Source organism: Clostridium amazonense (assembly GCF_056431285.1).
Genome location: NZ_JBWKMH010000010.1, coordinates 215993 through 230111 on the forward strand (window position 1 = coordinate 215993; position 14119 = coordinate 230111).

General features: G+C 24.6%; 12 protein-coding genes. 9 read left to right on the forward strand and 3 right to left on the reverse strand.

The window, feature by feature from the left end; all coding sequences use genetic code 11:
• Window positions 1-48 precede the first annotated feature (48 nt).
• Window positions 49-1434 carry a radical SAM/SPASM domain-containing protein gene (locus AC07E4_RS05435; protein WP_478215891.1) on the reverse strand — a complete coding sequence of 462 codons (1386 nt, stop codon included), beginning with the start codon at window positions 1432-1434 and terminating at the stop codon, window positions 49-51.
• Between the two features lie 748 nt (window positions 1435-2182).
• On the opposite strand from AC07E4_RS05435, the gene AC07E4_RS05440 reads away from it, so the two are divergent.
• Window positions 2183-2734: a nitroreductase family protein gene (locus AC07E4_RS05440; RefSeq protein WP_040330613.1), complete on the forward strand. Its 552-nt coding sequence runs from the start codon at window positions 2183-2185 to the stop codon at window positions 2732-2734.
• A gap of 57 nt (window positions 2735-2791) precedes the next feature.
• Here AC07E4_RS05440 and AC07E4_RS05445 read toward each other — a convergent pair whose 3' ends face one another.
• Complete coding sequence (locus tag AC07E4_RS05445) at window positions 2792-3583, reverse strand: nitrilase-related carbon-nitrogen hydrolase (protein WP_040330611.1); 792 nt, start codon at window positions 3581-3583, stop codon at window positions 2792-2794.
• Window positions 3584-3983: 400 nt separating this feature from the next.
• Here AC07E4_RS05445 and AC07E4_RS05450 point away from each other — a divergent pair, with 400 nt between their 5' ends.
• The 3 genes from AC07E4_RS05450 to AC07E4_RS05460 all read left to right on the forward strand — a co-directional run bounded on the left by AC07E4_RS05450 (window position 3984) and on the right by AC07E4_RS05460 (window position 6168).
• A complete protein-coding gene (locus tag AC07E4_RS05450) occupies window positions 3984-4832 on the forward strand; it encodes a YihY/virulence factor BrkB family protein (protein ID WP_040330610.1) in 849 nt (282 codons plus the stop codon).
• Window positions 4833-4982: 150 nt separating this feature from the next.
• Window positions 4983-5915 (forward strand): type I phosphomannose isomerase catalytic subunit, encoded by a 933-nt coding sequence (locus AC07E4_RS05455; protein ID WP_478215892.1) that lies wholly within the window; start codon window positions 4983-4985, stop codon window positions 5913-5915.
• Between the two features lie 82 nt (window positions 5916-5997).
• Window positions 5998-6168, forward strand: coding sequence for a hypothetical protein (locus AC07E4_RS05460; RefSeq protein ID WP_187372150.1), 171 nt, complete (start codon window positions 5998-6000; stop codon window positions 6166-6168).
• Between the two features lie 45 nt (window positions 6169-6213).
• Here the strand turns inward: AC07E4_RS05460 and AC07E4_RS05465 are convergent, their stop codons facing one another.
• On the reverse strand, window positions 6214-7212 hold the full coding sequence (locus AC07E4_RS05465; RefSeq protein ID WP_040330608.1) for an LCP family protein: 999 nt from the start codon (window positions 7210-7212) through the stop codon (window positions 6214-6216).
• A gap of 798 nt (window positions 7213-8010) precedes the next feature.
• Here AC07E4_RS05465 and AC07E4_RS05470 point away from each other — a divergent pair.
• The 5 genes from AC07E4_RS05470 to AC07E4_RS05490 all read left to right on the forward strand — a co-directional run bounded on the left by AC07E4_RS05470 (window position 8011) and on the right by AC07E4_RS05490 (window position 14044).
• Window positions 8011-9951 (forward strand): sensor histidine kinase, encoded by a 1941-nt coding sequence (locus tag AC07E4_RS05470; protein ID WP_430829018.1) that lies wholly within the window; start codon window positions 8011-8013, stop codon window positions 9949-9951.
• 186 nt (window positions 9952-10137) lie between these two features.
• Window positions 10138-10479: a single-stranded DNA-binding protein gene (locus AC07E4_RS05475; protein WP_040330607.1), complete on the forward strand. Its 342-nt coding sequence runs from the start codon at window positions 10138-10140 to the stop codon at window positions 10477-10479.
• Window positions 10480-10706: 227 nt separating this feature from the next.
• A complete protein-coding gene (locus tag AC07E4_RS05480) occupies window positions 10707-11657 on the forward strand; it encodes an AAA family ATPase (protein ID WP_478215893.1) in 951 nt (316 codons plus the stop codon).
• Window positions 11658-11669: 12 nt separating this feature from the next.
• On the forward strand, window positions 11670-12794 hold the full coding sequence (locus tag AC07E4_RS05485) for a DUF58 domain-containing protein (RefSeq protein ID WP_478215894.1): 1125 nt from the start codon (window positions 11670-11672) through the stop codon (window positions 12792-12794).
• Window positions 12791-14044 carry a hypothetical protein gene (locus tag AC07E4_RS05490; protein ID WP_478215895.1) on the forward strand — a complete coding sequence of 418 codons (1254 nt, stop codon included), beginning with the start codon at window positions 12791-12793 and terminating at the stop codon, window positions 14042-14044. Before AC07E4_RS05485 ends, AC07E4_RS05490 begins: the two co-directional genes overlap by 4 nt.
• The last annotated feature ends 75 nt before the right edge of the window (window positions 14045-14119 follow it).

Below are 14119 nucleotides of genomic sequence, written 5' to 3' on the forward strand. Positions count from 1 at the left end.
AAAAACTTATTGTGATTTTCACAATAAGTTTTTATATTTATTATTATATTATCCACGAGCCATTTCATAATTACCAGTACCATTAAACTCTTCTTCAAAAGCTTTATCAGCAAGTGGTTTAAATTCAGCAGCGTGTTTATCTATTTTTTCCATGAATTCTGGGCTACTTATCATTATTTCAGCACTTGGATGAGTAGGTTTAGCACCAGTAACTTTTACTATTTCTCTAATTTGAGTAGTATTATCTATCATAGGACAAGGCATTAATAAATTTTTATTATAAGGGTGACGTTTTCTCAATTCCCTGAAATAGTCACAACTTAAAGCTTCTACTAAAGGTTTTCCTTTTACATTTTCAGTTGCAAAGTGAGAGAAAATACATGGTTCTAAGTCTTCTTTTGAGTTTATATGGCAATAGTATTTTCCTGCTACACAACCACCTACATAAGGTGCATCATTAAAGAAATCTATAGGGAAAAGTTTCATTTGACTTCTAATTTCTCGAGTACGTTTGCCAAGTTTTAATCTTTCTTCAGGTGTAAGCATATATTGAATATCATTAACAGGATTATCACCTACAGGCATAAACATAAAGTACCATGCCATTTTAACACCTTTAGAAGATAACATATCTATAAATTCATCAGATGTAACAACATCTATATTATTATTAGCAGTAGCACTAGAGGTTCCAAATGGAATGCCTTTTTCTCTTAATAAATCCATTCCCTTCATTACTTGATCAAAGATACCCTTACCTCTTCTACTGTCAGTTTCAGTTGCAAAACCCTCTACAGAGAACATAGGCATAACATTGCCAAGTTCTTGAAGTTTAGTAGCTAAATCTTCATTAAATAATGTACCATTAGTAAATGGCATGAAGTAAACATCGTTATATTTTTCATAAATGTCTAACATATATTTATTAAAGAAAGGTTCACCACCTAAAATTACCATATAATAAATGCCCATATCTCTAGCTTCTTTAACTAATCTTTCTACTTCTTCAAAAGGAATGTCATCCTTTTTGCTATAATTTGCAGCATAACAGCCTGTACATTTTAAGTTGCATCTCATAGAAGGGCTTATAAGAATAGTAAAAGGAACTTTCATATTATGTTCTTCACCAACTTTAGCTCTTTTTTCAACTCCATACCAAAGTGCATTAGCAACAATGTTTTTAAAGAACTTTTTCAAACAATTTTTATTAGTTGTTTTTAATATGTTTACTACATAATCTTGTATTTCTTTTGAATTAGAATAATGATAATAAACATCTTCAATAACCTTAGCAGTATATTCATCACGAATATGTTTCCTAATTAATGAGAAGATTTTTTCAATGTTTTGTTCAGGATTTTTATCTAATAGTTCTAACACTCCGGAAACTAATTGTTCTTTTGCTTTTTTTTCTAAATTATCTTTAAAGCCCATAACTATACCCCCTAATATAATTATACAAAGACATTAAAATGTAACTTTCATTTTTAATGTCTAAATAAATTAAATGTAAAAAATAAATTCTATTTATTATAAGTAAAATAGTATATATGTTAGTAATTTATTATATGAATTAAAAATATCAAAATATTCCGAAATAATCCCTGAAATATACCTTATATTCAATTTATAAGTTAAAATATAAAATTGGAAAATATATTTTAAAATTAAAATAAGCTACAATTAATATATCTATTTTAAAATATAATAAAAACCTTTATGATAATTGATAAAATTTAGTTGTTACTATAGCATGTCCTCATTTAAGCATAATCAAAATTAATAATATAATATTATTTATATATATAAAAAAGAACTAAAAAATATAAATAGCTATAAAAAAAGTGTGGCGGCTAAATTAATTTAATTATCAATAAAGATAATATATATACTTACAATTATATTAACATGTATAATATTAAATATTAATTATCGTTTTTGGTGCAAAACAACCAATTTATTTGAAAAATAACCAAATTATTGAAATAAATCAATAATTCACAGAATTGCTTCGCAATTCTAACTATACAAAAGGTTTAGAATACTACTTTAGATGATATATAGTGTTCAATATAATGTAATTAGTTTTAAAATATGGATTAGAAATTATGTATATGATAAAATTAGTGTATATTTAATTAATATACAAAAATACTATAATAGTGATAAATTGGAGGTTTTTATGAAGAATAACGAGATGATAAATCTTATAAAAAGAAGAAGAAGTATAAGAAATTTTAAAGAAGAACAACTAAAAGAGGATGAATTAAATCAAATATTAGAATGTGCTATATATGCACCAACTGGATGTTATAATCAGCCATGGCATTTTACGATAATACAGAATAAAGATGTATTAAATAAAATGAGTGAAATATCAAATGAAGAAATGAGTAAAAGTGATGATAAGTGGTTATCTAATAAAGGAAAGAAAAATAAACCATTATTTTTTAATGCACCAACAGTAGTTGTTGTATCAGGAAAAGAAGATGCATATTCACCATTAACAGACTGTAGTGCAGCTATAGAAAATATGTTATTAGCTGCAGAAAGTTTAGATATTGGATCATTATGGTGTGGGTTAGTGTCACATTTTTTTGAAAGAAAAGAAGTTGAAGTATTAAACATACCAGAAGGGTATAAGCCTTACTATGCAATAGCACTAGGATATAAAGATGGGGAAACTCCAGAACCATTAGAAAGAAGAAGAGATATTTTTACATATATAATATAACAAATGAGAATATTATTTATGATACCAGTTTAGAGCGCTAAACTGGTATCATAAAGTTTAATCAGTGTAAAAAGAAGTATATAAAGTAGGCTTTCTATCATTTTTTATTGGAAAGTTTTTTTGAGTGCTGGTAACTAAATCAGAATTGATTTCTGCAAAAACTAAACCATCAGTATCATATAAACAGTCTAAAAGTTTACCAGTAGGAGTAAAAATGCAAGAACATCCATTGTATGAAAGATTATTTCCATTACCAAATCTATTAATTCCAGCTATATAGCATTGATTTTCAATTGCTCTAGCTTGCAACAATAGTTTAAAGTCAGAAATTCTTTCAATTGGCCAATTAGCAGCAACTGTTATTAGATGAGCTTTATTAGAAGCTGCTTGGAATAATTCGGGAAATCGCAAATCATAACAAATAAATGGACTTATGATAATATTATTTATTGAACAATAACTTATTTTTTTACCAGGAATGAAATATAAATTTTCATTTGAAAAAGAAAAAGGATGTATTTTAGTATAATTACATAGAATAGTATCATTATTAACAATACAATAATTGTTTTTGCCGTAAATTTTACCATTAAGATTAAATTTTTCTATATATCCAAATCCAATAGAAATATTAAAAAAATTAGAGAATTCTTTCATTTTTTTTATTGTGAAGTTATCATCTTCAGCTAATTTGTCTATATTAAAAGAAAAACCTGAAAATGACATTTCGGGGAATAATATCAAATCGCAATTTGAAGATTTGGCATCAGAAATAAAACGTTTAGCACTATTAAAATTACAGTCTTTATCTTCCCAAATTATATTGGTTTGAGCTAAAGCTAGTTTCAATTTTAAAACCTCCTTTACTTATATAAGTATAAGTAAACAAATTTGAATTTAAAACTTAAATATAGTGATTAAAAAAATTTTATTTTAAGACGATTAAAATAGAGAATTATTTTTTAGAATGTACAAGTTAAAAAATCTTCAACTTAAAAATTAATTTAGTAATATCATATGAGAGTGTTAGATATTAATTATATATATTAACAAATTTAGGGTAAATACAATTCTAAATTTGATTTTAAAAGCCTGTATAAAAATAAATAAAACATTATGTTAACTTTTAAATTCAAATACAAATGACTAAAAAAATAATATAATAAAAGAAAAGTTACAATAATATTATATAACATGGGGGTAATTTTACTATCTTATCTTATGAAAAAATACGAAAAGGGAGAGCAAAATGAGTATAACTGATTATATATTAAAAATGATAGCAAGATATAAACAACATAACGTATCTGCTTTAGCGTCACAATTAGCATATGATTTACTATTATCATTTTTTCCATTTTTAATATTTTTACTTAGTTTGCTAGGACATAGTTTTTTAAATGCCAATGAGGTTTTAACGGCACTTCAAGTAGTCATGCCTCATGAGGTATATATGCTAGTAGCAAATACAGTAAGAAATGTACTACAAACAAGAAATAGTAAACTTTTATCGGTTTCTCTTGTTTTTACGTTGTACACAGCATCTAGAGGATTTAGAGCAATAACATATGGATTAAATAGAGCATATGAACAAAGAAAAAAGAGGAATTATTTTAATTTAATTATCGCATCTATAATTATGATGATATCTTTTGTAGGACTTATTATGTTTATATTAGCATTTTTAGTTTTTGGAGAAGCAATAAGCAATGGACTTCAAAAGTGGTTAGGATTAAAATGGATATTGTTTGATTATATACATCTTCTAAGATATCCAGTAGCACTATTTTCAATGATATTTGTTTTAGCTGCTATGTATAGATTTATACCTGATAGGAGAAGTACTTGGAGAGAAGTATTGCCTGGAGCCATATTTGCAACAGTTGGTTGGTTGGTTTCAAGTTTTGCATTTTCTTTTTATGTAAGTAATTTTAGCAAATACTCATCATTGTATGGAACAATAGGTGTAATAATAGTGTTAATGTTATGGCTATATCTTACATCTATAATAATTTTGTTAGGTGGAGAACTTAATGCAATATTAATAGAAGAAAGTGAAATGAATAATAATAAATATATCATAAAAAAATATAAATAGAATTAAATCTATATAGTAAAAAGAGGAAAGTAAATTCAAATTTACTTTCCTCTTTTTTATGTAATTAATTAACAAATTCAGCATAAGATATATTGTGATATTTAAAAAAATTATGAATTTGATTTATAAATTTAAGATGGAGGTGCGTAGATGTATCCATTAAAATTTAAGTCTATATATTTAGAAAAAATATGGGGAGGTAGAGGATTAGAAGAATTTAAATTAGATGTTCCCCAAGGTGAAATCGGTGAGTCATGGGAAATTTCATGTCATGAAGATGGTAAAAGTGTAGTTACAAATGGTATTTATGAAGGAAAAACTTTAAAAGAAGTAATAGAAATTGAAAAAGAAGCCTTAATTGGAAAAAAAATAAATTGCTATAGATTTCCTATATTAATAAAATTTATTACAGCTACAGATGATCTGTCTATACAAGTTCACCCAGATCAAAAATATGCAGAAGAAAATGAAAATGATAATGGAAAAAATGAATGTTGGTATATACTAAAAAATATTAATCATGGAAAAATAGTTGTTGGAATTAATGTAGAAAATGAAAATGAATTTCAAAATATTATAAAAAATAATGAAATAGAAAAAAAACTTAATTATATTGAGCCACATGAGGGAGAAGTATATTATATAAAATCAGGATTAGTACATGCAATAGGAAAGGGAATAACATTATTAGAAATTCAACAAAACAGCAATTTAACATATAGAATATATGATTATGATAGAGGCAGAAAATTGCATGTAGACAAAGCATTAGATGTTGTAAATTTAAATATTAAATGTAATTCTGAAAAATATTCATTTCATAAAATGAAGGGATATAATATCTATAAGTTTAAGGAGATTAATGATTTTATAATAGAAAAGTATGAAATTGAAAAGTTATTTATGAGCAAAAGCGATGAGGATAGATTTGAAGTTTATATATGTATTGAAGGGAAAGGTATAATAACATACTCAAATGGTACGGAAACAATAAAGATGGGCGACAGTATAATGATACCTGCACAATTAGGTGAATATGCAATAGTAGGAAATATACAATTGATAAAAGTTAAGGCTCTATAAAATAGTATAAAAAAATGAATAAATTTATAAATTTGAGAATAGTATGTTATACAAAGATAAATACGAAATGGGGGATTTAGAAATGGGAAAACAATATAGAGGAAAGGCGTTATGGAAATTGCCAACAAGAGGAAGAGGAACTTGTCCTATATGCAAAGCAACTAGAATTAAATTACTATATGATTTAACAACTGAGGATGGGACTAAAATAAAAGTTTGTAAAAGGTGTCAAAATAAAGTTAAAACTAAATAATAAATAAAAAAATAAATCTACAAGTAGAGTTGTAGATTTATTTTTTTAGAATAAGGGGTCTTTTTCAAGTGGTTTAATGTCTTCGTATATATATTTATGAATTTGATTAGCAGTTTCAGTTTCATCAAAACTTAAGTACCATATGTCATCCACAATTTTTCTATCACAATAACCATCTACAGGAAACCTTTCTTGATCTAAATTTGATACAGTGTTAAGAGCCGAGTATCCTATATTTATCATTTCTTTTTTTGTTAGGCTAGTTGAAAACATTGGTGCTATTTTAGAAATTGTACTAGGTATTTGAGTAACTTCCATATTTTTTATTTTTTCTGCTAAAAGTTCGCAAACTTTTCTTTGGCGACTAGTACGTTCAAAATCTCCATTTCCAAGATCTCTTATTCTACTATAAGAAAGGGCCTGCATACCAGTCAGATTTATTTTGCCAAAAGAGTTTAAGGTTTGAACAGGTTTCCCAGTAATAGCTGAAGCTTCGTATTGATATTTATTTATTAGTTCCATTTCATCTTCATTAATATCAATTGTTATTCCACCAAAGTAGTCTATTATATCAATAACTGATTCAAAATTTACAGTGACATAATCTTTAATATCTAATTCAAAGGTTTGATTTATAGTTTTTACTGCTAGTAGTGGACCACCATATGCATAGGCATGATTTAATTTATCATATCCATAGCCATCTATATTTACATAACTATCTCTCATTATAGAAATCAGTTTTAATTCGTTATCAATAGTATTAATACTAACTACTAATATGGCGTCTGAACGACCTTTATCATTAGTAGAACGATTATCTATTCCAAATAAGGCAATATTAGTTATTTCATTATTAGAAGGTTTATTATTTTCACCATTTGAATTCATTTTAGAATTTGATATACCGAGTTCATCAGTATCATTAGTAAAATCTTCAGTATTTACTTTATTCAATATATTATATGAGTATATGAATAGCGGAATTAAGATTAGTATAATGATAAAAGAAGAAAGAAATAAAATTTTTTTATTTTTTTTCATAATTAGTACCTCATAGATTAATAATAATTTGACACTTTATATATTTATATAAAACTATAGAATAAAATATGAAAGTTAGAATTAAACTTTTATAACGTACAAAGTAGTATATTTATAATATGTCTAAATTGAAGAATATTTATTATTAAAAATAAAAAATTTTGAAAATAATTACTTCTATATAGTAGAATATATTTTGAAAGGGATTTTATTTTAAAAATTATTTTTAAATAAAGGTTATATTAAAGGAATATAGAATTTTATATAGGGAAACAAGTTGAAAAATGAAATTTTTCTTATTTCAATTGAGAAAGAGATGTTTAAAAAAAAGTGTACAAAAATTAATAATTAAACGATAAACAATTGACAATGAAGGATAGAAGTGAAGGGTAAGTTTTTTAATCAATTATTTAAACATAATATAAAAATTTAATTTTTAGTTATTTCTATTGATGAAGATTAAGAATAAAGTGAATAATATTAAACATCATTGTTAATTGCTAACTGTTAATTGGTACAAACATAATAATAGAATTAATTGAAATATAGTTATTGTCATTTGATAAAGTTATTATTTTTGATTCAAACTTGGAAACCTATAAATTTAAGTTAATTGAGCGTTGGAGAGTTAAAATTTGATGGAAAAGTAAGTTTTATATTTTATCAATTTACAGAATGAATTTATTAGCTTGTATAATGACTCTCCACTCAAAGATGATTCCAAAATTATAAATTAAATAAAAATTTGGAATTGCTATTTGGGATTTTATACTTAAGGTAAAAAGTGGGGGAGATTATATGATTTTAAATCAAGAAGATTTGAACTTTTTTGATGATTTGGACGATTCAATAGTTATTTTGAAAAAAAATTCAGAAATAATATATAGCAATAAATCTTTTAAGAACTTTTATGATGAATTAATTAAAAAAAATACATTTAATGATTATAGTGAATTTGATAAAGAGTTGAATAGAAAAATAGAAAAATGTTTATTAGATGAAGACATCAATCAAAAAAATTCAAGTTTTATAAAACGATTAAGATTAAATGATGATGTTGATATTTATTTAAATAAAATAAAATTTGATAATACGGATAGTATATTGCTACGATTAAAAATGATAGAACAAAATTCATATGAGAATAGTAGTGAAGACAAAAAAAACATTATAGACAAAAATCAAATATTAAGAAAAACACTAATATACTCACCCAATATATTAATAATAAAGAAGGATAGAAAGATTGTGTTTTTAAACAAATCAGCAGAACAATTATTAGAAATAGGGAATTCACGAGAGGTTATAGGAAAGGATTTTTATGAGGTATTAAATTTTAAAACTAAAAAGAGAAGTTATTATAGTGATATTTTAGAAAATGAAGGACATTATTATAGTACATTGCCTGTTTCGCAAGTAAAACTTAAAACATATAAGGGAAGAGAAATTTATGCTGATATATGTTTTATGTCATTTTTTGATTCAGATGAAGAATTTAGTGTTTTTATAGCCAAAGATATAAGTACAAGGGTTGAAATGGAAGAAGCATTAAGAAAAAATGAAGAATACTATAAAAAACTTATAAAATTTCTTCCTTATGGAGTAGGAATATTAACTAAAGGAAAAATAACTTTTGCAAATGATAATTTAGTAAATATATTAGGGGAAACAAGTATAAATGCTTTAATAGGAAAAAAAATAAATGATTCAATAAAGGATAAAGATACAATAAATGAAATGAATAGAATCGGTGAAAATAGTTTATCAGAGGTTAAATTTAGAGAGGTTACATTAACAAGAAAAGATGGAAAAGAAATAGAAATAGAAATTGGAGCATCACCATTTCTATTTGAAAATCATTTGTCATCTATAATTGTTTTATGTGATATAACAGAAAGAAAAAATGCAGAGAGAGATAAATTTAAGTTAAAGCAAGCATTAAAATATGATAAATTAAAAACTGAATTTATAGCTAATATTTCACATGAATTGAAAACACCATTAAATATAATACTTAGTGTAGTTCAACTTTTGGAACTTAAAGAAAAAGAAGAATGTAGCATAGGTGATTCAAAAAGGTATTTGGGAGTAATGACACAAAATTGTTATAGACTTTTAAGACTTATAAATAATTTAATTGATATAAGCAGAATAGATGTTGGATATTTAAAAATGGATTTTGGAAATTATGATATAGTAAAAATTATAGAAGATATAACTCTTTCAACAGTAGATTATATTGAAAGTAAAAATTTAAATTTGATATTTGATACAGAAATAGAGGAAAAAACTATAGGTGTTGACAGGGAAAACATGGAAAGAATAATGCTTAACCTTTTGTCAAATGCAATTAAATGTTCCAAAGAAAATGGCACTATATGGGTAAATATCTATGATAATGGTGATTTTATAGATATATCTGTTAAAGATAATGGTATAGGAATTCCAGAAGATATGCAGGAGAAAATTTTTGAACGATTTGTCCAAAGTACACCATTATTTACAAGACCACATGAAGGTAGTGGAATAGGATTATCATTAGTTAAGTCTTTAGTAGATGCACACGGAGGAAAAATATCTGTTAAAAGCAAAGTAGGAGAAGGTAGTGAATTTACTATAAGTATGCCAAATAGATTATCAAAGAAAGATAATCCACATATAAATTATAAATTTATTGGTACAAATAAAAATAGCAGTGTAGAAAAAATAAAAATAGAATTTTCTGATATATACAATTAATAAAAAATGAGATTCACTTAATAAAGTGGTAAATTCAATTTAAAATTAAATTCAAAAGTATTGTTAAATATAGCTTTTATTTTTAAAATAAGTTTAAAAATAAGTTTATTGGATAGAATTTTAGAAAATATAAGAATTTAATATAAGGTGAATTTAGTGCTTGATTATTAAGTGGAGGTAATTTATATGAATAGAATTGTTTTAGTAGGAAGAATAACAAAGAAACCAGAGCTCAAATCATTAGATGGAAACACTAAAGTCTTTACTAGAATAATGTTAGCAGTAGATAGACCGTATAAAACTGCAACAGGAGAAAAACAAGTTGATTTTATTCCGGTAATTTTATGGGGTAAAAAAGCTGAGATTGTTTGTGAATACTTAGACAAAAGTAGTGTTGTAAGTGTTACTGGCAGATTACAAACGAGAGTATTTGAAAATAATGAAGGCCAAAAGAAATACATCTCTGAAGTTATAGCAGATGAATTTCAATTTATGAGTTATAAAAAGACTGATACAGAAATAGGATAAAAAGGTTCGTGTATATGCACGAATCTTTTTATTTAAATATAATTAATAAAACGAAAAAGTGTATGAAATAAATATGTAAATGCGACATGATTGTAATATTTACTAATTTTAACTTTTTGTGTATAATATAAAGAAAAGTTTAAAAAAAGAATGTTAAAAGTTAAAAACATTCAAAAAGTTTAAGTTGAGTTAATAATAGAGGTTTAAATTTAGAGGGGGGATTTGAAATGAAAGTAGAAAAATTTAAAGAATTTAAGGAAAAAATGATTCAAAATATTGGAAAAGTTATAATTGGTAAAGATGATAAGATTGAAAAAATAATAGTTGCATTTATAACATCAGGTCATGTACTTTTAGAGGATGTTCCAGGACTTGGTAAAACAAAATTATCAAAAAGCTTAGCTAAAACATTAGATTGCACTTTTAAGAGAATACAATTCACTCCAGATTTATTACCATCAGATTTAACAGGCATATATTTTTATAATCAAAAAAAAGAAGAATTTGAATTTAGACAAGGTCCACTTTTAAGTCAAATTGTATTAGCAGATGAAATAAATAGAGCAACCCCAAGAACACAATCAGCATTATTAGAGTGTATGGAAGAAAGGCAAATTACAGTTGAAGGAAACACAGTAAAGTTGGAAAAACCATTTTTTGTAATAGCAACACAAAATCCAGTAGAACAATTTGGAACATTTCCATTGCCAGAAGCACAACTTGATAGATTTTTCATGAAAATATCATTAGGATATCCGACTTATAGTGAGGAAAAAAATATAATGGATTTATTTAATAAGAAAGATCCATTAGAAGAATTAGAATCTGTGATAAGCATGGAAGAAATACAATATGTTCAAGAAAATTATAGTGATGTATATGTTAGTAATGAAATTAAAGAATATATATTAAACATAATAGAGGCAACAAGAAAACATCAAGAAATTGAACTAGGATGTAGTCCTAGAGCAACATTAAATTTAATGAAAGCATCTCAAGCTTATGCAGCTATCAATGGAAGAGATTATGTTATAGCTGAAGATGTTAAAGAATTAGCTGTAGATATAATAGCGCATAGAATAGTACTTAGAAATGAAGTTAATATTGAAAAAAATAGAGAAATAAAAGTAATAAATAAGATATTAAGTTCAGTAGATACTCCAATAGAAAAAATTTAGGAGTTGATATATATGATTTCAACATACATTTTATTTTATTTAATAATTTTATTATTTTTATTAGTAGCATATATAACAAGAACTATAGGTTTTAATAATTTAATTATACGTAGAGAAATTGATAATAATAGAATCTTAGAAGGAGAAACTTGCAAGATATCAACTATTATAGAAAATAAAAAAAGATTTCCAATAGCTTTTTTAATTTTAAGAGAGTATATGACACAAGGCATAGAGTACGAAGGTGAGGAAGTAAAATTATGTGATGAAGGTAGAGTTACTCATGTAAGTAAATATAGAGTTGGTGGACGTTCAAGAAAAGTTAGAACTTATAAAATAAAAGCCAAAAGAGGTGCTTATTTAATAAAAGATTTAACAGTTGAAATATCAGATGTTTTTGCCATGAATACAGAAACACGGGACTTTAAGGAATTAATAGAGCTTTTAGTATACCCTAAGATTATTCCATTAAGTAATATTAATTTTGATGTAACTAATTTTAGCGGGGATAATACAGTAAGACGTTGGATACAGAAGGATGATTTATATGTTAGAGGAATAAGGGAATATGGTGTAGAGGATAGAATGAAGGATATACATTGGAAATCTAGCTTGAAGATGAGTAAGTTAATGGTTAAAGATTATGATTTTACTGCTGAAAGTGAGTTAGTAATAATTTTCAATATTCAATGTAATAAAAATCATTGGCAAAATATAGATGAGGAATCTATTGAAAATGGAATAAAAATAGCTGCATCATTAGCTGTAAAGTCTATAGGTGAGGGAATATCAACAGGCTTTTGGACAAATGCAAGAATAATATCTAATAAAAATGAATTTCAACAAGAACTTAGGCCAATGTCTAATAACTATAAAAGGATATTAGAATTATGTGCAAGAATTCACTATGGAATGTTATATAATTTTACTGATTATATTAAGATGCGGTCTAATAATTTTGAAAGAAGTTGTACTTATATAATAATAACTTCTTATTTAGATGATGAAAGTTTACAATTATTAAAGGAAAAAAGTAAGGGTGGAATAAATTTAAAAATAGTAGATACATCTAAGAATGGAGATGTAAAGAATATAAAGGGAATAGAAAAAATATTTTTTAAGGGGATGAAAATATGAGTTGGCTTAAAGAAGTAAAATTATTATATTCATCAACTTTGATAGTTATTTTTTTTACAATAATAAATTGTTTTTCAAGTGTAGTTTCTAAAACGGTTTTAAGTTATAATTTGATATCAATTTGTATTTTAATGATGTTAATAATATCATTTTTATTAGAAAAAGCAAACAATAAAAGTGTAATTTTCATAGGCTTAATAATCACAAGTTTATTAATTTATTTTTTAGATTATGGAAGTATGTTTATACCATCAATAATATTTGCAAATTTTTGTATACTATTTAATTTATATAAGTTAGGAGAATATAGATGCTATATAGAATGTAAGAATATATTAGGAATTTTAGGGTTTGCATCATTATTGCTTACTACAATGTTTTCATATTTAACAGGGAATGGTGTGTTATCTTATAATATGAGAGCATATGTAGTATATTTTGCTTTATTCATTATTAATTTGAGGGAAACCATGAGATATGACAATAGTATTTTTAATAAGAGAGCAAAATACTATAACATATCAATGATTATATTAGCAATAATACTAACTATGAATAATTTTATGATAAATATAATAAAAGGAGTAATTAAATTAATTTCTAAGTTATTGAATATTATTGCTCAAGCATCAATAAGTTTGCTGAAGGTTCCATTAGAAGGTATATTTAAATTTTTAAGTAAAAATAATAACAGCATAGTGATAAAATCAAAAAATGAACTACCAACTACTAAGGGAAAAAGCACTACAAATAATTTATCAATAAATTATGAAATACTAGAACCTATAATAAAAATAATAATTACTATAATATTGTTATATTGTATATATATATCAATTAAAAAAATTGTTGAACAGTTTATTGTTAAAGATGATAAAAAAACATATGAAGAGTATTCAGAAAAACTATATAACACTATGAGCAAAGAGAAGATAAGCAAAAAGTATATAAAAAATATATTTAGAAATAAATTTAATGTTAAGGAAGAAATTTTGTACAATTATATGAAATTTGAGAATGATACAAAGAAAATAGGAATATTTAAAAGTTATATGACACCAACTCAACTTAAAAATATATATGAGATAAAAGTTAGTGAAGAAACAAAAATTGATAAGTTTACAGAGATTTACAATGAGGCAAAATTTTCAAATCATGAGATTAATAATGAAAATCTATATGACTTTAAAAAAAATTATAAAGATATAAAAATGAGGATTGTAAAAAAGAAGTTACAAAAAGGTGGTTAAGCATTTTACAAAAAGGTTAAGAAATATAAGCAAAAAGTTTTAGCAAAAAACTTAAAAATTCGACAAAAAAATATA